This is a genomic window from Ruegeria sp. C8, assembly GCF_056537565.1.
Genome location: NZ_JBQFRV010000004.1, coordinates 215,820 through 238,642, shown reverse-complemented (window position 1 = coordinate 238,642; position 22,823 = coordinate 215,820). Strand labels below are relative to the sequence as shown.

Genomic DNA, 22,823 nt, shown 5'->3' with positions numbered 1-22,823 from the left:
GAGCGGATCAGAGTTCGCCGACGGCGATGCTCTTGATGTTTGCCCACTGGTCATCAGCGGTTTTGGCAGTGCCAACCACGTCTTTTAGAAACGCGGCGCGGGTTTCTGCGTTCAGGAACAGGAACAATTTGCCGTCCACGATCAGGTATTGATCCGGGTCACCGTCAAACTTCTTGCCGACCGAAACTCCGAATGAGCAGAAGCCGCCGTGCTGGGGTAGGTAGGCTGCTGGGTTAGCCTCAAAGGCCTCGCGGTTTTCGGCCGTGGTGAAGTAGTAGGACGCGCCATCATAGGTGGCCGAGTGGGTGGCAAAACCCTCGACCGGGTTGCCGCTGTTGACCAGCGCGACCAGATCCACCCCATGCGCAGCAAGCGGCGCACCAGCCGCCGAGATGCCTTTGGAGACATTGATTTCATCCGCAGCAAAGGCCGGGGCCGACAGGGCAAGCGCAGCAACAAAAGCAGTGAAGACGAGCGATTTCATTTGGGTCATCCTTTCATTTTCATATCCGGGCTGAGGTATCCCTCCGCCGATGTGACAAAGTTAGGACAGGTGTTTTGTACGCGTAATCGCAGATAAGCCATGAAGCTGTGCAGATCGTTCAAACATCTGGATTACACGCAAAAACACTTCACACAGCTTTGTTTGGCCAGTGACCCGGTTGATTTCTAAGGTAGGGGGGCAACTATGGGAGCGGCCTCATGATCCGACTAGCTGTGATTTTGTTCCTCATCGCCGGCAGCGTGAGCGCGCAACAGGCCGAACCGCCCGTACCTGAGGGCGAACCTCCGATGACATATGAGCGGTTGGGCAGGATCCTCTTTGCGCTTGATCCGGAGACGCAGCCCAGCGGGCCAGGGTTCCAGATCACCATTGCGGATGTGCCGGTTCTGGTGATCACCGATGTAGTGGCCGATCGAATGCGCGCTATGGTGCCTATCAGCAGCACGGCAGATCTGTCTGTGGAGGATCTGCAACGGATGATGCAGGCCAATTTCGACAGCACGCTGGACGCGCGCTATGCGATTGCCAACGGAACCCTTTGGGCCGTGTTCATCCATCCTCTGTCGCCGCTGAAAAAGGATCAGCTGATCTCGGGCCTGGCGCAGACAGTGAACATCGCAAACACCTATGGCACTCTTTATTCGGGCGGAGCGGCTGAGTTCGGAGGGGGTGACAGCGGCGATCTGCAGCGTGCGCTGATCGACGATCTTTTGAAAAAGGGCGAGGAAATCTGAAATCGGAATGTGACCGCGTTTCAATTTGACACAGCTCGGCGTAGCCGGATTTTTGGCGCTATCAATTTGGGGCCAAAAGACCAAGTGAAACCCATTAAGTATCTGCTCAAGAAGGGTAAAATAGCCACATCGACAGGGCCCTAGCCAGATGTAACAAAACTGTTATGCTCCCCACACAAGCAATAAAGGGAAGGCCGCCGGAAACCTCCAAAAAAGGGGGAAGTGGCCACAAAATTCCCTAAGCCAACAGGGACAGACAAACATGACCAAACGTTTGCGCAAAATCACCATCGTGGGTGGTGGGACCGCGGGCTGGATGACCGCGTTGATTTTGGAGATGGTGCTGTCGCGCACCTCCGCGCCCAAGGATCGCCCACGTATCTGCCTGATCGAAAGCCCCAATATATCGACCGTCGGTGTGGGCGAGGCAACCGTTCCCAGAATGCCGGTCACACTCAGGCAGGCGGGTATTTCCGAGCGGGACTTCTTTCGCGAAACCAATGCCTCATTCAAGCTGGGCGTGAAGTTCTGCAATTGGAACAAGGACGCCAAGGGCAATCGCATCGACTATGTGAACCCGTTTGCCCATGGTCAGATGCTGGAGGGGTTGGAGACGGCCGAATATTTCCTGCGTTTTGGCAACGGGGATCGGGATTTCACCCAGTCCATTTCGCCGCATGATGATCTGGGTCGGATGTGCAAAGGCGCTCGGCCCTTGGGGGCACCGGAATTCGAGCAGCGCTTTGGTTACGCGTATCACCTGGACGCCGTGAAGTTCGCGGGCATGCTGACCAAGGTCTGCACCAAGCGCGGTGTTGAGCATATTCAGGATGAGGTGCAATCGGTCGAGCTGGATGAGCAGGGCAATGTCAGTCACCTGATGCTCGAGCGCAAAGGCCGTCATGACATCGAAATGGTCATTGACTGCACAGGGTTCCGTGGTCTGATCATCAATCAGGCTCTGGGTGAACCCTTCATGGATTACTCGGACTATCTGCCGAATGACCGGGCCATGGCGTTGCAGATTGAACATCCGGATACGGAAAAGATTGAAAGCCTGACCCGCTCAACCGCGCTTGGGGCGGGGTGGACATGGCGCGTGCCACTCTTCAACCGAGTCGGCACGGGCTATGTGTTTTCGTCTGCGCACCGGACGGATGATCAGGCAGCAGATGAATATCTTGAGTGGCTGGGCGACAGCGGCAAGGGTCTGACGCCGCGCGTGATCCCGATGCGCGTTGGGCGCGTGCGGAACGCATGGGTCAAGAACTGCGTGGCGATCGGTCTGTCTGGCGGGTTCATCGAGCCTCTGGAAAGCACCGCGATCCACATGATCGACCATGCCGTGCGCTGGTTTGCCGAGCATCTGCCGACGCAGGACATCGAACCAGCCTTGCGGAAGCGTTACAACCGGCAGATGGACAAGCTCTATAACGAGGTGTTGGAGTTCATCTGTCTGCACTACCGCCTTGGTAACCGCACCGATGATCAATACTGGATCGACGCGCGGACCGAAATGAAACTACCTGACCGGTTGGCCGAGAACCTTGAACTTTGGCAGCATCGCTTGCCGATGGAACATGACATTGAGTTCGTCTCATTGTTCGATCACCGCGTCTACCAGACGGTTCTGTTGGGCAAACAGGTCTATGATACGGGCTATGGCGAAGGCATCCGCGACCGTCTGCGTCCATTGAAGAAACCGATCTGGTTCCATTGGTGGAAGGGCGCGCGCATGCACCTCAATGAGATTCTGCAAACAATGCCGGATCACAAAACGCTTCTGCGCGATATTCGGGGTGAGTTGAAGAAGCCAGCTTTTGGCAAGGCGGCTGCAGTCAAGCCCACTGTGGCCACGCCGGGCGCAAAGCCTGCTCCGGTTGTGGTTCAGAACATGCCGAACCTGGCCGAAATCCAAAGCGGTGCGAAGGACCTGCAATTGTTCTAGGGCGCTTAGGCATGGGCAGAGTATTCTTCGACACCCGTTGCGGTGCCGAGATTTAGGCTTTGCCCTTGCGTATCTGGCTGAAACAGCCTATACGCGCGCTGTCTGAACAAGGGCGGTTAACGTCCGGATGACGTATCTGAGCAGGGCCGGGTTACCTCGGCCCTTTGTGTTTGTGTAGTCAGATGCGCCCCGGATCACGCCCCAGGACATCATGAAACAAGACCGGCGGAAACAACCGCTCGGCCAGAAAAAACGTATGTAAAGGAAAACAACGCCACATGGCTAACGCATCCATGGAGGAATTCGAAGCCCTCCTGAATGAAAGCTTCGAAATGGACACACCCGAAGAGGGTTCTGTTGTCAAAGGTAAGGTTCTGGCGATCGAAGCCGGCCAAGCCATCATCGACGTAGGCTACAAAATGGAAGGCCGCGTTGATCTGAAAGAATTCGCAAATCCCGGCGAAGCCCCTGAAATCGCTGTAGGCGACGAGGTCGAAGTTTACCTGCGCGCCGCAGAAAACGCCCGTGGCGAAGCTGTCATCTCGCGTGAGATGGCCCGCCGTGAAGAGGCATGGGACCGTCTGGAAAAAGCATATGCCGACGACCAGCGCGTCGAAGGTGCAATCTTCGGTCGCGTCAAAGGCGGCTTCACCGTCGATCTGGGTGGCGCAGTTGCGTTCCTTCCCGGCTCGCAGGTTGACGTTCGCCCCGTGCGCGACGCTGGCCCTCTGATGGGTCTGAAGCAGCCGTTCCAGATTCTGAAAATGGACCGGCGCCGTGGCAACATCGTTGTGTCGCGCCGCGCAATCCTGGAAGAATCGCGTGCCGAACAGCGTGCCGAAGTTATCGGCAACCTGTCCGAAGGTCAGACCGTCGAGGGTGTTGTCAAAAACATCACCGAATACGGTGCATTTGTTGACCTGGGCGGCGTTGACGGCCTGTTGCACGTCACCGACATGGCATGGCGCCGTGTGAACCACCCGTCCGAGATCCTGACGATCGGCGAAACCATCAAGGTTCAGGTCATCAAGATCAACAAAGAGACCCACCGCATCAGCCTGGGCATGAAGCAGCTGCAAGAAGATCCGTGGGATCTGGTTGCTGCGAAGTACCCGCTGGGCTCGGTCCATCAGGGTCGCGTCACCAACATCACCGACTACGGCGCGTTCGTCGAGCTGGAAGCTGGTGTCGAAGGTCTGGTGCACGTCTCCGAGATGTCCTGGACCAAGAAAAACGTCCACCCCGGCAAGATCGTTTCGACCAGCCAGGAAGTCGACGTCATGGTTCTGGAAATCGACGGCGCCAAGCGCCGCGTGTCTCTGGGCCTGAAGCAGACTCAGCGCAACCCATGGGAAGTGTTTGCAGAAACACACCCCGAGGGCACCGAGGTCGAAGGCGAAGTCAAGAATATCACCGAATTCGGTCTGTTCATTGGCCTCGAAGGCGACATCGACGGCATGGTTCACCTGTCCGACCTGTCCTGGGACGAGCGCGGCGAGGATGCGATCCAGAACTACCGCAAAGGCGACATGGTTTCGGCCGTTGTCTCGGAAGTTGACGTCGAAAAAGAGCGTATCTCGCTGTCGATCAAAGCCCTGGGCGGTGACAAGTTCGCCGAAGCCGTGGGCGGCGTGAAGCGTGGCTCGGTCATCACCGTTGAAGTCACCGCGATCGAAGATGGCGGCATCGAGGTCGAATACGAAGGCATGAAATCGTTCATCCGTCGTTCGGACCTGAGCCGTGACCGCGCCGAGCAGCGTCCTGAGCGCTTTAACACCGGCGACAAGGTCGACGTCCGCGTCACCAATGTCGATAGCAAGACCCGCCGTCTGGGTCTGTCGATCAAGGCACGCGAGATCGCCGAAGAGAAAGAGGCCGTGGAACAGTACGGTTCCTCCGACTCGGGCGCATCGCTGGGCGATATCCTGGGTGCAGCGCTGAAATCCGGCGACTAAACCCGGTCTCTGACCCGATACAATTCAACGGCCCCGAACATCTGTGCGGGGCCGTTTTTGTTGCGAATCAACAAGTTCCAAAATTGGGCGCTAAAATGTACATACTATGTGCATGAACGGGATTTTGGGTGTTCAAGCTAAAAATCATGCGAGTTTGCCCGAAATAGCAGCTTCTACACACAGAGTTTACGTTCCCCCGAACCGGGTTTTTTTCTATACTGTCCAGAACACTAGAGATGGTAAACCGGTCGCCTGGGAGGGTAGCGCGCATGATCCGTTCTGAATTGATTCAAAAAATTGCTGATGAAAACCCGCATTTGTATCAACGCGATGTCGAGCGGATTGTGAATACAGTTTTCGAGGAAGTCACCGATGCGATGTCGCGTGGCGACCGGGTCGAGCTTCGCGGATTTGGCGCGTTCTCGGTGAAAAAGCGCGACGCCCGCGTGGGTCGCAATCCGCGCACCGGCGAAACTGTGCAGGTCGAAGAAAAATGTGTGCCGTTTTTCAAGACGGGTAAGTTGCTTAGGGACCGATTGAACGGTAAAGCCTGACCTTATGATGCGCTACATTCGATATGCTTTCCTGGGGGCACTGGGGATCATCTTGGTCTCGGTTTCCCTTGCTAACGTAGAATCCGTTGAACTCAAGCTGATGCCCGACCCTCTGGCCGAGCTGCTGGGTTTCAACCTGTCCACTTCTCTACCGCTGTTTCTGGTGGTGCTGGGCGGCGTTGTGGCCGGTCTGGTCATCGGGTTCCTGTGGGAATGGATGCGCGAGCATAAGCATCGTCGTGATGCGACCGTCAAAAAAGGCGAAGTTCGCAAGCTTGAGCGCGAGGTCAAGAAGCTCAAGAAAAAGCAGAATGAAGGCAAGGACGAGGTTCTCGCCATTCTGGATGAGGCAAGCTGAGCCAAAGCAATGCCTGATGTGTCTGTCAAAATCTGCGGTTTGACCGCCCCTGATCACGTGCGCGCTGCGGTTGATGCAGGCGCGCGGTATCTGGGGTTCAACTTCTTCGCCAAATCCCCCCGTTATGTCTCGCCCCAGCAGGCCGCCAAGTTGGCGACCCATGTACCGGCGGGCGTGGCCAAGGTGGCGTTGGTGGTGAATGCCCCGGATGAGGTGCTGGACGACATCACGCAGAATGCTCCGTTCGATATCCTGCAGCTGCATGGGGGCGAGTCGATTGAACGCGTGCAGCAGATCAAAGACCGGTATGGCTTGCCTGTGATGAAGGTGATCGGGGTGGCCGATGAGGCTGACCTTGCCGCCATTGATGCGTTCAGTGAAGTGGCGGATCAGCTGTTGATTGACGCCAAGCCGCCAAAGAATGCCGTTTTGCCCGGCGGCAACGGCTTGGCTTTTGACTGGCGTCTGTTGGCAGGGCGCAAATACTGGCGCAAGCCGTGGATGCTGGCCGGTGGCTTGACACCTGACAATGTGGCCGAGGCGATCCGCATGACTGGCGCGCGTCAGGTTGATGTCGCATCCGGCGTCGAAAGCGCGCCGGGGGTGAAAGATGCCGCCCTAATGAAGGCATTTATCGACGCGACGCAGTGATCTGATCTCGTATTCGCGCCGTATCTCTCGACGGAGGGGTACAAAACATGCTGGCGGCAATAGGCGGCGTTTCTCTGAAACACTGGTACAACGCGCCAGAGTTTTTCTGGCGAGCAAGGCAGGCCTTGCGGCAAGCGCGGGGCGATCCGCTATGCCTGCATGCGGCGACTTTCCGTCAAGACGGTCTCTATTTCTCGCTCAGCGTCTGGCACGATATCGAGGCGATGCTGACCTTCGCCCAATCAGGCCCGCACCGTCGCCTGATGCTGGAGGCGAACCGCTTGGCGGATGTGAACCAGTTCCACCATTTCCCTTGCATAGGGATCCCAACGGTTGAGCAAGCGCTTGAGCTTTGGCGGCATCATACCTTGGCTGCCGAATGAGGCGTTTTGCCCATGGCAAAACCTGCCGCTACCTCCTATGAACAACGGATACGACGCGGGAGACTTCCATGGCCAACGATCTTTTCAATTCCTTCATGTCCGGCCCTGATGAACAGGGGCGTTTTGGCATTTTCGGTGGGCGTTTTGTCAGCGAGACGCTGATGCCGCTGATCCTGTCGCTGGAAGAGGAATATGACAAAGCCAAAGATGATCCGACGTTTTGGGCCGAGATGGACGACCTCTGGGCAAACTATGTGGGCCGCCCGTCGCCTCTGTACTACGCCGAGCGCCTGACCGAGCATCTGGGCGGGGCGAAGATTTACCTCAAACGTGATGAGCTGAACCACACCGGCGCGCACAAGATCAACAATGTGTTGGGCCAGATCATTCTGGCGCGTCGCATGGGCAAGACCCGGATCATCGCGGAAACCGGGGCAGGGCAGCATGGCGTGGCCACCGCCACCGTCTGTGCCAAATTCGGCCTGAAATGTATCGTCTATATGGGGGCCCATGACGTGCAGCGTCAGGCTCCGAACGTGTTCCGCATGCGTCTGCTGGGGGCCGAGGTGATTCCCGTAACCTCAGGCCGTGGGACACTGAAAGACGCGATGAACGACGCGCTGCGCGACTGGGTGACCAATGTGCGCGACACGTTCTACTGCATCGGCACTGTAGCCGGTCCGCATCCCTATCCGGCGATGGTGCGAGACTTCCAGTCGATCATCGGCAAGGAAGCCAAAGAACAGATGATGAAGGCCGAGGGCCGTCTGCCTGACACGATCATCGCCGCAATCGGTGGTGGGTCGAACGCGATGGGTCTGTTCTACCCCTTCCTCGACGACAAGGACGTCAACATCATCGGCGTCGAAGCAGGTGGCAAAGGCGTGAACGAGAAGATGGAGCATTGCGCCTCACTGACCGGTGGTCGTCCGGGTGTGTTGCATGGCAACCGGACCTATCTGCTGCAGGACGATGACGGCCAGATCCTCGAAGGCTATTCGATCTCGGCCGGTCTGGATTATCCGGGCATCGGGCCTGAGCATTCCTGGCTGAACGATATCGGTCGTGCGAACTATGTCGCCATCACTGACAAAGAGGCGCTTGAGGCGTTCCAACTGTGCTGTGCCACCGAAGGCATCATCCCGGCGCTGGAGCCCAGCCACGCACTGGCCCACGTGATGAAGATTGCACCGGATCTGCCGAAGGATCACCTGATCTGCATGAATATGTGCGGACGTGGCGACAAGGACGTGCAGACTGTCGCCAAGTACCTGAACTTCGACATGTCGGACACCGAAGGCCGCACGGCGGACTAATATTCGGTCAAGTTGATGGAACCGGCCCCCAGAAAGGGCCGGTTTTTCTCTAGCCCTCTTTTAGGACGGTTTCGAAACCCTCGAACTGCGGCAGGCCCATCAAGGCGGATTGGGTCTTGCTGTTGCCTGCATTCTTATGCGCGTCGCGGAACTGTTCCGACTTGGTCCAGGCTTCGAAATCTGCGTGGCTATCCCAAATCACATGGCTGGAATACAGGCGATATCCGTCGCCTTCAGGCCCTTTGAGTAGGCGGAATTCCTGAAACCCTTTCAGCTCGTTCAGACGGCTCTGGCGTTCCTTCCAGATGTTTTCAAAATCGGCCTAACTGCCGGGCCGGACCTTGAAACGGTTCATTGCTATAAAGCTCATGGTATTCCCATTCTGTCTTGATTCAGGCTGGCGAAACGAAATGTCGGCTGGCTGTTGGTATAGAGAGTATTCCCCGCCCGCCGTCAAATGGCGCGCGCTGCGTGTTGGCGCAAGATGTCCAGCGGCACGATCTCAAGTGCGCGCTGATGCGTGGCTTCAAGATGGACCTTGGGCGCACAGCCTTCGTCATGCGCCTGAAGGAAGCGACCGGCGCAAAGACACCAGCTGTCCCCGGGGTTGAGGCCCGGAAAGTTGAACTCGGGTCGAGGGGTGCTGAGGTCGTTGCCAACGTATTTCGAATAAGCCAGAAACTCAGCCGTCATGACGGCGCAGACAGTGTGGCTGCCCTGATCCTCGATGCAGGTGTTGCAGGCCCCATCCCGGAAGAACCCGGTCAACGGGTCTTTCGAGCAATCGGCAAGGACGCCGCCGAGAACATTGATGCTGTCTTCTTTCTGCATGAGGCTCACCTTACAGGCTTTGCGCGATACTGCGGAACATTTCGACATTCTGTTCGTTGACGCCCGGATCACGGAATTTGCGATCCGCACCGGTCGTCATGATCAGAACGCCACGAGGCTGGTCGAAATACATATATTGCCCATAGACCCCACGGGCCAGAAATTCTCCTTCATGCGCACCAACGGGGATCCACCACTGATAGCCGTAGCCGATCTTTCCCGGCTCGGTCGGGGCGCTGGGCCAGGTCGATTCCTTGATCCACTCTGAGGGCACCAGCTGCTCGCCGTCATGCTCTCCGCCCTGCAGGATCACTTGGCCAAAGCGCGCGAAGTCGCGCGTGGTGAAGTTCAGACCACCCAGCACAAAAGCCACGCCTGCCCCGTCGGTGACATAGTATCCATCGCGTTCCAGCCCCAGGGGCTGCACGATCTTCTCGGTCATCAGCTCCGTGACGCTGCGCCCGGTGGCGCCACGGATCACCATGCCGATGACATGGGTGTCGATCGACACATATTGCCAGCTCTCCCCGGGTTCGATGAAGCTGTCCTCTAGCGCGATGGTGAAATCATCCAATTCGCCCCCGAGGGCCAAAACACGGCCCATCCGGTTGATGTCAGAGTTCGGGTCAAAATAGTCCTCGTCAAAGACAACCCCGCTGGCCATGTTCAGCACGTTGCGGATCGAGGCGGTCTCATAGGCGCTGCCGGTCAGGTTGGGCGCGTATTTCACCACCGGATCGTCAAGCGATGTGATCGCGCCTTCGTCCAGCAGAATCCCCAGAAGCGCCGAAATATAGCTTTTGGCCACCGACCAGGAGATTCGGCGATCGTCGGGACCCGTCCCCATATAGTATTCTTCGAACCGGATCTGGCCGTCCTGCATCACCAGAAGCGAGGTCACGGCGCGATCCTCGATCCAGTCATCGGTCCCTTCGGGCAGGTCAAAACCGGGGCCGTAAGGCAGCTCCCATGTTGGGCCGTTGCCTCGAGGCAGATTGGCGGTCAGGAAAGCCTCGTCCATGTGAGAGAAGTTCTGGACGATCTTCTCTTCGGAAAACAAAGAGTTCACGGCCAATAGACGTTGAATCTCTTCGCGCTTCCAGACGCCGACAACCACTGCGGCCAGGGCCAGTGCCAGAGTGATCCGCAACACCCATTTGAACAGAGCTTTCATGAAATGCCTCCCTCTCCGTTGATATAGGAGCGCGAGACGCCGCATTCCGCAATCAAGACCTTACGGCACCAAGGGCGCAGGCTATTTGAACTTGTCCAAGAGCTTTTGCATGGCCGAGCGGTTGTCGTCTTCGGGCACAGGCTTCGCCTCAGGTTTTGGGGCCGTTTTTTCGGGCTTTGGCGAGGTGGAAGAGCGGGGCGGCGCAGTACGCAAAGCCACCGCATTCATGAACTTGCCGCCGTCACCATCCGCAAGATGGCCCGCGCCGTCTGCAACGCCGCGCAGTACGTCTTCCAGCCAGTCCCCATCGGCTTTGGCAAAGTCACCCAGAACATAGGGCGAGACCATCTCTTTCCGTCCGGGATGCCCGATGCCCAAACGCACCCGATCATAGGCCGGACTGATATGCTCATGAATGGATCGCAGCCCATTATGCCCTGCATGACCACCGCCCGCCTTGACCCGCACTTTGCCGGGCGCAAGGTCCAGCTCGTCATGGAAAACGATCACGTCAGTCGAGTCGAGCTTGTAGAACCGCATCGCCTCGCCCACGGATTGACCCGAGCGATTCATGAAAGTCTGCGGCTTGATCAGAAGCACCTTTTCGTGCCCAAGACGCCCTTCAGCAATCTCGGCCTGAAACTTGGATTTCCAAGGGCCGAAACCGTGATCTTCGGCAATCCGGTCCAGCGCCATGAAGCCGATATTGTGCCGGTTGCGGGTATATTTCGATCCCGGGTTCCCCAATCCGACAAATAGCTTCATGACTAAATCCTCTTTCGCATGCCTTCAGCGCAGAGGGGTGATGGCATGAAATGGCATCCGTTTTCCAGCCCGGTGTCAAAAGAAAACGGGGCCCGATGTTGGGCCCCGTTTCACAATCCGACAATTCGAATTCGGATTTATTCTTCAGCTTCTTCCTGGCCGACGACTTCTACTTCGTCCGCGGCCACTTCTTCGCCTTCTTCGTCGTCACTGGTCGACAGACCGGTCGGTGCCGAAACGTTGGCGATCACGAAGTCACGGTCGATGGTCGGCTTGGTGCCTGCGGGCAGGTCTACCGACGAGATAGTGACAACGTCGTTGATCTCCATGCCTGTCAGATCAACGGTGATCTTCTCAGGAATGTCGCCAGCGGTGCACATCAGTTCGACTTCCGGACGGACAACGGTCAGAACGCCGCCCTTCTTGATGCCGGGGGCCGCTTCTTCGTTGACGAACTCAACCGGGATGAACAGCGCGATCTTGGTGGTCCGACGCAGGCGCATCAGGTCCAGGTGGGTCGGCAGGTCTTTGACGACGTCACGCTGCACGTCGCGGCAGATGACGCGTACGTCTTCGTGGCCTTCAACCTTCAGGTTCCACAGGGTCGACTTGAACCGGCCTGCTTTCAGGCGCTTGAACAGTTCATTGAACGGGATCTTGATTGCCAGCGGATCTTTGTCGCCACCAAAAACAACGCCCGGAACCATGCCTTCGCGGCGGGTCTGACGAGCGGCGCCCTTGCCTGTCCCCGTCCGTTCCAGAGCTACGAGATCAGGAATCTCTCCAGCCATGATATATTCTCCAATGTTAGGGCGGGCATCCTCCAAGGCTGTATGCCCGCGTGAAGCCGCGTCCTTATCTTGTTTCTTGCGGTTTGGAAAGCGGTATTTTGCGAGGTGCTGCCTCGCGCTCCGAGGTACTTTCAAACAGAAGAAGATGCGAAGCGTCCGTTGCTTCGTCTGCTCAAAAAATACCCCGGGGGGGTCGCCCCTTCAGGGGCGGCGGGGGCAGCGCCCCCTAGGCCGGTTCAGCTTTGCCAGCGCCCGCCGAAATCTTCGGGTACAAGTAGGTTATGGCGACCCAGATCTGCAACGTTGCGCTCGCCGCACAGGGCCATCGTGGTATCAAGCTCCTTCTGAATGACGTCCAAGGCGGTCGTCACGCCGGATTGACCCATCGCGCCTAGCCCGTAGACGAAAGCACGCCCGATATAGGTGCCCTTTGCCCCCAGTGCCAAAGCCTTTAGGACGTCCTGACCCGAGCGGATGCCGCTGTCCAGATGCACTTCGACATCGCCGCCGACCGCGTCCATGATCTCGGGCAGCATGCGAATTGAACTCAGCGCTCCATCCAGTTGGCGGCCGCCGTGATTCGACACAATAATAGCGTCCGCGCCGAGTTTGGCGGCCATCTTGGCATCTTCGGCGTCGAGTATGCCTTTCAGAATCACTTTGCCGCCCCATTGCTCCATCAGCTTTTCGACCTTTGTCCAGTCGAGGCTGGGGTCGAATTGCTCAGCCGTCCACGCGCCCAGCGATGAGGCGTCAGAGATACCTTCGACATGGCCAACGATGTTGCCAAACTCACGCCGCTTGGCTTGCAGCATTTCGATTCCCCACGACCATTTCGTCATCAGGTTGGCGATGGTTTTGGGTGTGAGTTTCGGCGGGGCAGAAAGGCCGTTCTTCAGGTCTTTGTGGCGTTGACCCAGAATCTGCAGATCCAGCGTAATCACGAGTGCAGAGCATTTTGCATCCTTGGCCCGCTGGATCAGGCGGCTGACGTAGTCTTCGTCCTTCATCGTGTAGAGCTGAAACCAAAACGGTTTGTTTGTGTATTCCGCCACATCTTCGATTGAGTTGATCGACATTGTGGAAAGAGTGAAAGGAACGCCGAATTCCTTGGCTGCTTTGGCTGCCTTCATTTCCCCGTCGGCGTGTTGCATGCCGGTCAAGCCGACAGGGGCAAGCGCAACCGGAAGCGCCACGTCCTCTCCAATCATCTGCGACGCGGTCGACCGGCCCGCCATATCCACGGCCACTCTTTGGCGCAGGCGGATTTTCTCGAAATCCGAGCTGTTTTCGCGAAAGGTCTGCTCGGTCCAGCTGCCGCTTTCGGCGTAGTCGTAGAACATGCGCGGCACTCGGCGTTCGTAGATCCGGCGCAGGTCTTCAATCGTCGTAATCACGGGCATGTTCGGGAACCTTCCTTGAATTGTCCCGAACTGTGTAACCGGCCAGAGGGCAGGTTCGCAACGCTATCGCGCAATCAAAAAACGCGGCTGTTCCAGGTCAGCCGCGTCTTAAAAGCAACCTGATCGTCGGGGTTTACGCAGAATGGGCACCATCCGCGAGGGACTTCACGAAATCCAGCACCTCGGCCACTGGCTTGCCCGCGCCGATCTGGCTGACGATAGCCGAGCCAACAACCGCCCCATCCGCGACCGAGGCGATGGCTTGCGATTTCTCGGGCGTGTTGATGCCAAAGCCAACGATGACAGGCAGGTCGGTGGCGGATTTGATCCGGGCGACCTCCGGGCCGACATTGGTGGCCTGCGCCTCCGCCGCTCCGGTGATTCCGGTGATCGAGACGTAATAAACAAAGCCCGAGGTGTTCTGCAGCACGCGCGGCAGGCGTTTGTCGTCGGTGGTTGGTGTCGCGAGGCGGATGAAGTTCAGACCTGCGGCTTGTGCGGGCAGGCAAAGCTCCTCGTCTTCTTCGGGCGGCAAGTCGACGACGATCAGCCCGTCGATGCCCGCAGCTTTGGCATCTTCCAGAAACGCGTCAACGCCGCGACTGTAGATCGGATTGTAGTAGCCCATCAAAACAATCGGGGTTGTGTTATCTGTTTCCCGGAATGTGCGCGCCAGATCCAGCGTGCGCTGCAGGTTCATACCGCCATCCAACGCGCGCTGACCTGCAAGCTGGATCGTCGGCCCATCCGCCATCGGGTCGGTGAAGGGCAGGCCAAGCTCGATCACATCCACGCCCGCACCCGGCAATCCTTTGACAACCTCAAGCGAGGTCTCATAGTCCGGGTCGCCTGCCATCACATAGGCGACAAAGGCCTTTTTCCCCTCGGCTTTCAGAGCGGCAAACTTGGCGTCGATACGGGTCATGGCATGTCCTTGCAGTCAGGTTCGGACCTGATGTGCAGAAAGTTTTGCCGAAAATCAATCCCGCCTGAGCTGCAAAGCGTCAGAACGCGAAGTGATAGCGGAAAAGCAGGGCGTTGACGCCCGGATTATCCTGTTGCGTGCTGGCGTTGGATTTGTGGGTGATCGCCAGCGACACCTTGTTGCCGTTGTCCAGTGTGTAACCCACCCCAAGAAGACTGCGGATCTGAAAGCTGCCACCCAGATCGTTCAGCTCGTCGGCTTCGGAAAAGTAGCCTGGCATAACGCTGCCTTCCAGAAACCAGCGGTCGTTCAGAGAATAGAGGCCAACCAGACCCGCGCCGATATGGGTATCGCCCGCTTCGTCGATCGAAAGGGCTGCGCCCCACCCAACGCTGAACCGGGTGGCCTGATGAAGCGGACGGTGCTGGTATTCCAGAGCGATAAGCGCATGATCATCCGAGTCGCTGTCCGAGAAATCTGCGAAACCAGCCCCTAGAATAATGGACTGGGCATGCGCCATGCCGGCGCTTATGGCCAGAACAGCCGAAAAAGCGAGGAGTTTCTTCATAGGAACATTTCCGTTTGGTCTTCGATGTTCCTTTTCACGTGCTTATTCCAATGGTCTCTTTTCAATGCGCCCGCGAACACAACAGAGGAACAAATCCGTGAATCCAGCGTGAGGGTGAAGGGCGCTCTCCGGCCACATTGGCTTGCGCATTCACCCTGACCCGCCTAGAAGCAGCCGCGAAAAGCATCAGGAGACCGTCATGGGCTTTAAAATGGGAATCGTGGGTTTGCCGAATGTGGGCAAGTCAACCCTCTTCAACGCGCTGACCAAAACCGCAGCCGCTCAGGCCGCGAATTTCCCGTTCTGCACCATCGAGCCCAATGTGGGCGACGTGGCTGTGCCTGATGACCGGTTGGACAAACTTGCGGCGATTGCGGCCTCGAAGCAGATCATCCCGACGCGGATGACCTTTGTGGATATCGCCGGTCTGGTGAAGGGGGCCTCGAAAGGGGAAGGGCTGGGCAACCAGTTTCTGGCCAATATCCGCGAGACTGACGCCATCGCCCATGTTCTGCGCTGTTTCGAAGACGGTGATGTGACCCATGTGGACGGCCGGGTCGATCCGGTTGCCGATGCTGACACGATCGAGACCGAGCTGATGCTGGCTGATCTGGAAAGCATCGAAAAGCGCCGCGCCAATCTGGTGCGCAAGCTGAAAGGCAATGACAAAGAGGCGCAGCAGCAGGACCGTCTGCTGTCAGAGGCGCAGGAGATGCTGGAAAACGGCAAGCCCGCGCGTCTTGTTGAGGTCTCGGACGAAGACGCCAAGGCGTGGAAGATGCTGCAACTTCTGACGACAAAACCGGTTCTCTACGTCTGCAATGTGTCCGAGGAAGAAGCCGCCGAGGGTAACGAATACTCGGCCAAAGTCGCCGAAATGGCCGCCGCGCAGGGGAACGCGCACGTCATCATCAGCGCCAAGATCGAAGAAGAGATCAGCCTGCTGGAAGAGGACGAAGCAGAGATGTTCCTAAGCGAAATGGGTCTGGAAGAACCCGGCCTCGATCGTCTGATCCGCGCCGGTTACGATCTGCTCAAGTTGGAAACCTATTTCACCGTCGGCCCGAAAGAGGCCCGCGCTTGGACTATCCGCACCGGCACCGCAGCGCCGCAGGCAGCAGGCGTCATACACGGTGACTTCGAGAAAGGCTTCATCCGCGCCGAGACCATCGCCTATGACGACTACATCGCCGCCAACGGCGAACAGGGTGCGAAAGAGGCAGGCAAGATGCGGGCTGAGGGTAAGGGCTACATCGTCAAGGACGGCGATGTGATGCATTTCTTGTTCAATACTTGAGCATCAGCACCTTCACTACTCGAATGCTTGAGTGCCATTGAACGAGCATCTGAGCCACTACCGCTTTTAGCCCTAAACGGTCCTTCTGTTCGGCTTCCATCGCTCAAACCTATTGTACCTTACAACGCACCAGCATGAGGCGATGTATCCAAATACTCTAAGACTGCGGAGTGGTCATGCCAGGATGTTTACCGATACGGAGTTACGTCAATCTTTGTCGCTGGGTTCAAATCATCGTTCGGGTCAGTAAAGACGCCTTCTGGAAAGGACACTGACATGGGCCGATCTGTCGTGTCCATGCAAAGCATGTGATTGTTGTCCCCGTCACCCAGGTTGGCCAGCGCGAGCGGCTTCACTTCACGACGGGTCCCATCGGGTGCCTCGACGGTGATAGTGTATAGATCGCGTTCTGCCTCACCTGGTTCGCTGCCATCCTTCAGCGTCACACCCCCTTCCCACGTTACACGGATCGCCTGAACGACGCCTTCGGTCGGGCAGAGGCTACCCCTTACGCGACGCGGGCCCAAAGTGCCGACTAATGTCCAATCCTCCACGACTTCGGCCAAAACAATCGATGGTCCGTCTTCTAAGGGTATCACCGATGCATTAGCTCCCTGAAAATCAAGCATGCCGTCGATCGAATGCAAATGCCCGATAACGTCAACCCTAGCCGGTGGGTCGATTTCGGCGGGTCCCAATTGCCCTATCAAAAGAACCGTGCGCAACTCACCTGGGTCTGTAGCTGGGAGAACGGACGCGCAGTGCATCTTCCCCGACGCGCCTGACCGAGTTGTGACTTTAAAATCCCCGGCCTGCATAGTCGCGATGTCTATCTCAGTAGAAAAGATCACTGGCATTCCGGTGTTGCCCTCAGACCCCCTGCAAATCACATTTGAGACGCGTGGAAGTGCGTCAAGCCCGTGGAAGGCCGAGAGGAGTTTGGCGGATTGTCCGTTCGCTTCTCTAGGCAGGCCAGCATCTGGCGTCGTATCAATGAGGTCGCGATTGGATATGTTGTCAGTCCACGACCCCGGTCCATACATAGTGAACCAAACAACTCCGGCGCTGATTGCCACCGTTACACCTAGCAAGCCGGCGATGATGGTCCGCTTCGAAATGCCCTTGATCACACAAGTTACCTCTGCAAGTTGTGGGTCGAGGATTCAATTCTTACCGTAAGCTTCATGTCCAAAGAAGAAGAGTCTGGTAAGAAACCACAAGCGTAGCGAAGCAAGCTCAATGGGTAGCGAGAATTTACTCGTCTAAGCTTCAGCTGGGCAGAACCATCGTCAATAGCGTCGACCGTATCTACACAACTGAACGGCCTGAAAATGGCAGCTTCGTCCGCGCTATTGATTTTCAATACAAGCCCGGCGCAGGGCAGGTTCGTGCCACCGAACGGAGTTGCCAAGTGTATCAATTATCCTGCCAAGTTGGCGAACTACTGGAACACCGAGACTCCGGGCGTGAATTTGCCTTTTCGGATCATGTTGACCAGTTCAATCCCATTAAAAGCGGATGCCGCAAGGGTAAATAACTGGAGACCCAATGTTGGTTTTCTATTTCCAGAGAGAAGAGCAAACAGCCAAACCGAGGGATCAAACACCTTTCCCTCCATTCTTGTCTCACGCATCTGCCTGTATCAAATCACTAGCCTTCTCTCCGATCATGATGGCGGGCGCATTGGTGTTACCACTGACGATTTCCGGCATGATTGAGCAGTCGGCCACACGCAGGTCTGCTATACCATGTACTTTTAGTTTTGCATCTACGACCGATGCTTCGGTGCTTCCCATCGCGCAAGTGCCGGTTGGATGATAAATGGATGCGGTGTTTGATCTTACCCAGTCCAGCGTGCCTTCATAGTCGTCGCAACTCAGCTGAGCCGTAGGTCGAAATTCCTCTGAAATCTTCGAGGCCAAAGGATTATGCTTGGCTATTCTGCGCGCGATGTTCACCCCGTCAACAATGGTTCGGCAATCCGTTTCAGTGGACAGATAGTTCGGTATAATTTTGACATATTTAGATGGATCCGGGCCGTTCAAGCGTAGCTCCCCCCGGCTTTCAGGGCGCAGTTGGCAGACCGACATGGTGAAGGCTGAGAACGGATGAACACCCTCGCCAGGGCTGTCGGCGGACCAAGGCTGAACGTGGAATTGAATGTCGGGCGTCTCTACATCCTCGCGGGTTTTCATGAACCCGGTGGCAAGACTGGCGGCCATGGTCATAGGACCAGCACGGAACAGTGCGTATTTCAGGGCGATACGCGCCTGATTGAACAGGCTGCGGACTTCATCATTCAGTGTCGGTTCATTGCATTTGAACACTAATCGAGCCTGCAAGTGGTCCTGCAGTCCTTTGCCAACACCAGGCAAGGCGTGCAGGGGTTCGATACCGTTTTCCTTCAGGTGGTCTGGGTCTCCGATCCCTGAAAGCATCAGGATTTGCGGCGAGTTTATCGCTCCGCCGGACAGAATGATTTCGCGCCGGACGGTCAGAGTTTTCTCTGTTCCAGAGCGATCCCGGTACACCAGGCCGGTTGCTTTCTTTCCCTCCAGAACCACGCGCGTTACGAGCGCATTTGTAATGATGTTTAGGTTTTGTCGATCCCGAATGGGTTTCAGATAGGCAACGGCTGCACTGCACCGGCGGCCATTGCGGGTGGTTAGTTGAAAATACCCCACCCCCTCTTGTTCCGCGCCGTTGTAATCGGGGTTGAACGGATAGCCCGCCGCCTGCGCTGCGGCCACCCACGCGTCACAGATCGGGCGTTGAATACGCATGTTGGATACGGACAAGGGCCCACCAACGCCATGGAACTCGTCTTCACCTCGCTCTTGGTCTTCGCAGCGCTTGAAAAGGGGCAGGACATCGTCCCAGCCCCAGCCCTCATTGCCCATTTGCCGCCAGCGATCATAGTCCTCTTTCTGCCCGCGAACGTAGAGCAAACCGTTCAATGAGGATGACCCGCCCAGTACCTTGCCGCGTGGCCAGTCGATGGATCGACCATTCAGACCAGGATCAGGTTCGGTGCGATAACACCAATCGACCGATGGGTTGTGCATGGTTTTGAAGTAGCCAACGGGGATGTGAATCCATGGGTTTGTATCGCGGCCACCTGCCTCAAGTAGCGCAACGGTCGTGTTAGGATTAGCGCTCAGCCGGTTGGCAATGACGCAGCCCGAAGACCCGGCGCCCACAACCGCATAATCCACTTCCATGACTGCCTCCTCCTCACGCCGTCGAAAAAACTCTATGCAAGATGTAAGAAATATACTAGCCTTTTTTGATACAAAACGTCTCAATAATTGCGATCAGGGAGGTAAGCAATGGAGATCGGTAAGAAACTAAGTGGTATTTCGCGGCGGGATTTCTTCCGCGTGGCGGGCCGTTACGGTATGAGTTCGACTCTGCTGGCAGCCGGCGGGTTTGGTGGAGCGATGAGCTTAGCCAACCTGGCGCAAGCCGCTGAATCCACATACGAAAAGCGGTTCTCAAAAGAACCCAAGCACACGCTGAAGTTTGGCGCTTCAGGCTTCAACACTCGCAACCTTCTGATCGAACGTGCCGGGGCCATCGAGTTCGCGCGTGATCTGGAAGAACGCACAGATGGTGAGATTCGGATCGAGTTCATCGGCGACAATCAGATCTGCGGACAACTTAGCTGTGTTGAAAAAACCCAGCAGGGAATCGTCGATATCTACGCCGCCTCGACCCAAAACTCGGCTGGTGGCGCGCCTTATCTGAACGTGTTGGACTACGCCTATATGTTCCCGAGCCGCGCGGCGCAGTACCATTTCTTCTATAGCCCCGCGAGCCAGCGCATTCTCCGCGACCCCCTGGAGAAACGGCATGGGCTGAAGTTCCTGTTTACCCATTGCGAACTGCGCGGCCTGCAAATGGGCTCGACCTTTGCGGACAAGCCCACAGTAACCAAACTGGAAGAGCTGTTCGGCACCAAGAACCGCGTGACCGGCACGCAGTTGGGCCGGATTGCGATGCAGCTCTTGAACCTGAACCCGGTTCCGGTGGCTTGGGAAGAGACACTGGACGCTCTGAAAACAGGCCTGATTGACGGGGCTGAAACTTGGGCCTCTGCGGTGGCTTACGCCAATATGGCGCCGGTGGTCTCGCAATCGGTGAACCTGAAGTTCTTCTGCGGCACCGAGCACACCTCAATGTCGGCCAAGGTCTTCGATAGCCTCGGAGGCGAGTTGCAAGACGCAGTGATGGAGTCTTCCTACTTCACTCAGGCGTTGATCCAAGGTGCGAATGAGGCTGCGTTGTTGAACACAGTTGGCTTCTCAGAGCCGCAGCTTCCCAACACGATCTTTGCCGAAAACGGTGTCCGCCCGGCCTTCTTGCCGGACGATCAGATCAAGCTGGCCGAAGAGATGTGCGCTCCGAACTATAATCCTGAGCCTTGGGCGCAGTGGCGTGAACGCCTGAATAAATGGGCTGGCGGCATCGATACGTATCAGGAAATCTACGACATCGCGCGTGAAATTCCGGCCGATACCCTGCCGGAAAATGTCGAGCCGCGCCGTTGGTGGATGGGCCAAGCCTGATAAGCTGATGTGAACCGGCCCTCAAACGGGCCGGTTCCAAAAAAACACACCGACTGGGAGGACGGGGTACATGTCGTTATGGGCAGACATAGGCGCGATCTTCAGCGCCTTTCTCAGCCAGGATTCGTTCGAGATTCAATCCGCTCTGGAATCTGACGCTGCTTGGGTTCTGGGTGCAGTTGCCTCCGCACTTGGCGGGCTTCTGGTCATGCTGATCTATCGAAAGGTGCCCTTCATAGAACGCCATCTTGAACGATCGGTGATGGTTTATTCCTATCTTGCTATTGCACTAATCATCTTCTGGGGTGTGATCGACCGCTTCGTGTTTAACGACCAAGAGCCATGGTCAACGACCATTCCACCCCTGCTATTTATGGTCATGGCGTGGTTCGGGGCGTCTTACAACGTACGCCTTCGCACGCATCTGAGTTTCAGTGAATTCCGCACCGCGATGCCGAGGGCAGGGCAACTCACTTGCCTCATCCTTGATGCGGTTCTGTGGTTTATTTTCGCGGTGATCGTGATTGTCACCACAACCCGACTGGTCGCCCTGTCTGCGTCAAATTTCCAGATCGTACTGGGTACCGACAACGTCATGCAGTGGTGGTTTCTTTTGGCTGCACCGCTGTCTTTCTTCTTGATGGTTGGACGCGTGTTTCAAAACCTCGCGGATGATCTGCACAATTGGAAAACAGGCGAGCCGCTCATCAAGCAGGCCGTGATCGGAGCAGACTAATGACAGATGGAACCATGGTCACACTGATCTCGCTTGGGGTCACTTTTCTATTCATGCTGGGCGTACCGGTTCTGCTGGTCATCGGCTACTGGGTCATCGGTTGTTCGTTTGTCCTTGGCTTGACGCTCGACAATATGGGCGCCGAGTTGCTGAATGTATTCAACAAAGGTTTCGCCTTGCTGGCGATGCCGCTGTTCATCCTGACAGGAGACTTGATCAACAAATCCGGCATCGCGAGGCGGCTCAGCGACTTCGCCTATGCCTGTCTGGGCTGGATACGCGGCGGATTGGCAATGGCCTCTTTGGGGGCGTGTGGCTTGTTCGCCGCTATCTCGGGCTCGAACTCGGCCACGACGGCCACCATTGGGTCCATGCTGCACCCGGAGATGGTCAAGGGCGGTTACGATGAGCGGTTCAGCGCGGCCACTGCGGCGGCGGGGGGCACGGTGGGGATCATCATTCCGCCGTCGATTATTTTCATCGTCTATGGGTTCCTGATGAACCTGCCGATTTCGGAGCTGTTCGTCGCGGGTATCCTGCCCGGTGCGTTGATGGTTTTTGGTATGCAGTTTGCCTGCTGGATCATCTGTCGAATGAACGGCTGGGGGCATCTGATCCCACTACAGCTGAATCGGGTGCTGAAAACCGCGTTCGGCGCATGGCTGGGTTTCTTCGCCATCGGGCTTGTTCTGTGGGGTATCTATACGGGAAAATTCTCCCCGACCGAAGCGGCTGGCGTGACCGTTGGTTTCTGTGTGATCGCCGGGTTGGTCAGCTATCCGATCAACCGGATCATGGGCGCACGAAACGATATTCCGCCGACGGAAAAAAGCTATGCCGAGATGTTCGTGGTCGAAGGTTTTACGATCCCCGAGATCCCCTCAATTGTCATCCGGTCAGCCCAGATCACAGGCATCCTCGCACCGCTAATCGCAATTTCAGTGGTGATGCAGCAAATCCTGTCGCTGCTGGGCGCACAAGAAACCATCGGGAATTTTGTAACCTCAATGGGGGGCTACCACGCGGTTCTGTTTACCTCGATGGTGATCGTCTTCTTCTCGGGGATGGTGCTGGAAAGCCTGCCCGTGACGATCATCCTTGCGCCGATACTCGCGCCAATTGCGGCCTCGGTTGGGATAGATCCGATCCATTTCTCGGTAATCTTCCTGGTGGGCGCGTCTATCGGCTTTATCACTCCGCCCTACGGTTTGAACCTCTATGTGGCATCGGGAGTGACCGGCGTACCCTATTTCCGGCTTTTGCGATACACGGTGCCCTATCTGGTGGCTTTGCTGTCGGTATGGATCTTGGTGTCGCTTGTGCCAGATCTGGCCTTGATCCTGCTGCCAAATAACTAGAAT

Annotated in this window: 23 protein-coding genes; 12 read left to right on the top strand and 11 right to left on the bottom strand. The window is 56.9% G+C overall.

Features of this window, described 5'->3' with window-relative positions; translation table 11 throughout:
- Positions 1 to 7: 7 nt before the first annotated feature.
- Positions 8 to 484, bottom strand: a complete 477-nt coding sequence (locus ACR0KL_RS08055; protein WP_170639257.1) for a YHS domain-containing (seleno)protein — start codon at positions 482 to 484, stop codon at positions 8 to 10.
- A 218-nt stretch (positions 485 to 702) separates the two neighbouring features.
- Here ACR0KL_RS08055 and ACR0KL_RS08050 point away from each other — a divergent pair, with 218 nt between their 5' ends.
- From ACR0KL_RS08050 to trpB, 8 genes are all read left to right on the top strand, one after another.
- The gene (locus tag ACR0KL_RS08050) at positions 703 to 1,239 is read left to right on the top strand and encodes a hypothetical protein (RefSeq protein ID WP_480776851.1); all 537 of its coding nucleotides are present in this window, start codon (positions 703 to 705) and stop codon (positions 1,237 to 1,239) included.
- Positions 1,240 to 1,501: 262 nt separating this feature from the next.
- Entirely contained in the window at positions 1,502 to 3,187 is a 1,686-nt protein-coding gene (locus tag ACR0KL_RS08045) for a tryptophan halogenase family protein (RefSeq protein ID WP_170676956.1), read from the top strand.
- A gap of 278 nt (positions 3,188 to 3,465) precedes the next feature.
- On the top strand, positions 3,466 to 5,142 hold the full coding sequence (rpsA, locus tag ACR0KL_RS08040) for a 30S ribosomal protein S1 (RefSeq protein ID WP_170377709.1): 1,677 nt from the start codon (positions 3,466 to 3,468) through the stop codon (positions 5,140 to 5,142).
- A gap of 269 nt (positions 5,143 to 5,411) precedes the next feature.
- Positions 5,412 to 5,696, top strand: coding sequence for an integration host factor subunit beta (ihfB, locus tag ACR0KL_RS08035; protein WP_008758048.1), 285 nt, complete (start codon positions 5,412 to 5,414; stop codon positions 5,694 to 5,696).
- A 7-nt stretch (positions 5,697 to 5,703) separates the two neighbouring features.
- Positions 5,704 to 6,054, top strand: a complete 351-nt coding sequence (locus ACR0KL_RS08030; protein WP_170378121.1) for a lipopolysaccharide assembly protein LapA domain-containing protein — start codon at positions 5,704 to 5,706, stop codon at positions 6,052 to 6,054.
- A 9-nt stretch (positions 6,055 to 6,063) separates the two neighbouring features.
- Positions 6,064 to 6,705 (top strand): phosphoribosylanthranilate isomerase, encoded by a 642-nt coding sequence (locus tag ACR0KL_RS08025; protein ID WP_170555615.1) that lies wholly within the window; start codon positions 6,064 to 6,066, stop codon positions 6,703 to 6,705.
- 47 nt (positions 6,706 to 6,752) lie between these two features.
- Positions 6,753 to 7,088, top strand: a complete 336-nt coding sequence (locus tag ACR0KL_RS08020; protein WP_170639260.1) for a hypothetical protein — start codon at positions 6,753 to 6,755, stop codon at positions 7,086 to 7,088.
- 68 nt (positions 7,089 to 7,156) lie between these two features.
- Positions 7,157 to 8,404: a tryptophan synthase subunit beta gene (trpB, locus tag ACR0KL_RS08015; RefSeq protein WP_170676958.1), complete on the top strand. Its 1,248-nt coding sequence runs from the start codon at positions 7,157 to 7,159 to the stop codon at positions 8,402 to 8,404.
- 49 nt (positions 8,405 to 8,453) lie between these two features.
- Here trpB and ACR0KL_RS08010 read toward each other — a convergent pair whose 3' ends face one another.
- The 8 genes from ACR0KL_RS08010 to ACR0KL_RS07975 all read right to left on the bottom strand — a co-directional run bounded on the left by ACR0KL_RS08010 (position 8,454) and on the right by ACR0KL_RS07975 (position 14,861).
- The gene (locus ACR0KL_RS08010; RefSeq protein WP_480776866.1) at positions 8,454 to 8,711 is read right to left on the bottom strand and encodes an antibiotic biosynthesis monooxygenase family protein; all 258 of its coding nucleotides are present in this window, start codon (positions 8,709 to 8,711) and stop codon (positions 8,454 to 8,456) included.
- A 146-nt stretch (positions 8,712 to 8,857) separates the two neighbouring features.
- Positions 8,858 to 9,235: a DUF2237 family protein gene (locus ACR0KL_RS08005; protein WP_170676960.1), complete on the bottom strand. Its 378-nt coding sequence runs from the start codon at positions 9,233 to 9,235 to the stop codon at positions 8,858 to 8,860.
- Between the two features lie 10 nt (positions 9,236 to 9,245).
- A complete protein-coding gene (locus ACR0KL_RS08000; RefSeq protein WP_480776850.1) occupies positions 9,246 to 10,409 on the bottom strand; it encodes a serine hydrolase domain-containing protein in 1,164 nt (387 codons plus the stop codon).
- Between the two features lie 81 nt (positions 10,410 to 10,490).
- Entirely contained in the window at positions 10,491 to 11,174 is a 684-nt protein-coding gene (pth, locus tag ACR0KL_RS07995) for an aminoacyl-tRNA hydrolase (protein WP_170676963.1), read from the bottom strand.
- 137 nt (positions 11,175 to 11,311) lie between these two features.
- Positions 11,312 to 11,965, bottom strand: a complete 654-nt coding sequence (locus ACR0KL_RS07990; RefSeq protein ID WP_170472082.1) for a 50S ribosomal protein L25/general stress protein Ctc — start codon at positions 11,963 to 11,965, stop codon at positions 11,312 to 11,314.
- 236 nt (positions 11,966 to 12,201) lie between these two features.
- Positions 12,202 to 13,368, bottom strand: coding sequence for an alpha-hydroxy acid oxidase (locus ACR0KL_RS07985; protein WP_170676965.1), 1,167 nt, complete (start codon positions 13,366 to 13,368; stop codon positions 12,202 to 12,204).
- Positions 13,369 to 13,501: 133 nt separating this feature from the next.
- Positions 13,502 to 14,293 carry a tryptophan synthase subunit alpha gene (gene trpA, locus ACR0KL_RS07980; protein ID WP_480776849.1) on the bottom strand — a complete coding sequence of 264 codons (792 nt, stop codon included), beginning with the start codon at positions 14,291 to 14,293 and terminating at the stop codon, positions 13,502 to 13,504.
- A gap of 79 nt (positions 14,294 to 14,372) precedes the next feature.
- The gene (locus ACR0KL_RS07975) at positions 14,373 to 14,861 is read right to left on the bottom strand and encodes an acyloxyacyl hydrolase (protein WP_170676967.1); all 489 of its coding nucleotides are present in this window, start codon (positions 14,859 to 14,861) and stop codon (positions 14,373 to 14,375) included.
- Between the two features lie 199 nt (positions 14,862 to 15,060).
- On the opposite strand from ACR0KL_RS07975, the gene ychF reads away from it, so the two are divergent.
- Positions 15,061 to 16,158 (top strand): redox-regulated ATPase YchF, encoded by a 1,098-nt coding sequence (gene ychF, locus ACR0KL_RS07970; RefSeq protein ID WP_170676968.1) that lies wholly within the window; start codon positions 15,061 to 15,063, stop codon positions 16,156 to 16,158.
- A 188-nt stretch (positions 16,159 to 16,346) separates the two neighbouring features.
- Here the strand turns inward: ychF and ACR0KL_RS07965 are convergent, their stop codons facing one another.
- Together ACR0KL_RS07965 and ACR0KL_RS07960 are read right to left on the bottom strand one after the other, a co-directional pair.
- Entirely contained in the window at positions 16,347 to 17,288 is a 942-nt protein-coding gene (locus ACR0KL_RS07965) for a hypothetical protein (RefSeq protein ID WP_480554716.1), read from the bottom strand.
- Positions 17,289 to 17,783: 495 nt separating this feature from the next.
- On the bottom strand, positions 17,784 to 19,379 hold the full coding sequence (locus tag ACR0KL_RS07960; protein ID WP_170380878.1) for a GMC family oxidoreductase N-terminal domain-containing protein: 1,596 nt from the start codon (positions 19,377 to 19,379) through the stop codon (positions 17,784 to 17,786).
- 108 nt (positions 19,380 to 19,487) lie between these two features.
- Here ACR0KL_RS07960 and ACR0KL_RS07955 point away from each other — a divergent pair, with 108 nt between their 5' ends.
- From ACR0KL_RS07955 to ACR0KL_RS07945, 3 genes are all read left to right on the top strand, one after another.
- Complete coding sequence (locus ACR0KL_RS07955; protein ID WP_170380876.1) at positions 19,488 to 20,726, top strand: TRAP transporter substrate-binding protein; 1,239 nt, start codon at positions 19,488 to 19,490, stop codon at positions 20,724 to 20,726.
- A 70-nt stretch (positions 20,727 to 20,796) separates the two neighbouring features.
- Positions 20,797 to 21,462: a TRAP transporter small permease gene (locus tag ACR0KL_RS07950; protein ID WP_170555588.1), complete on the top strand. Its 666-nt coding sequence runs from the start codon at positions 20,797 to 20,799 to the stop codon at positions 21,460 to 21,462.
- On the top strand, positions 21,462 to 22,820 hold the full coding sequence (locus ACR0KL_RS07945) for a TRAP transporter large permease (RefSeq protein WP_170380872.1): 1,359 nt from the start codon (positions 21,462 to 21,464) through the stop codon (positions 22,818 to 22,820). Before ACR0KL_RS07950 ends, ACR0KL_RS07945 begins: the two co-directional genes overlap by 1 nt.
- Positions 22,821 to 22,823: the final 3 nt, after the last annotated feature.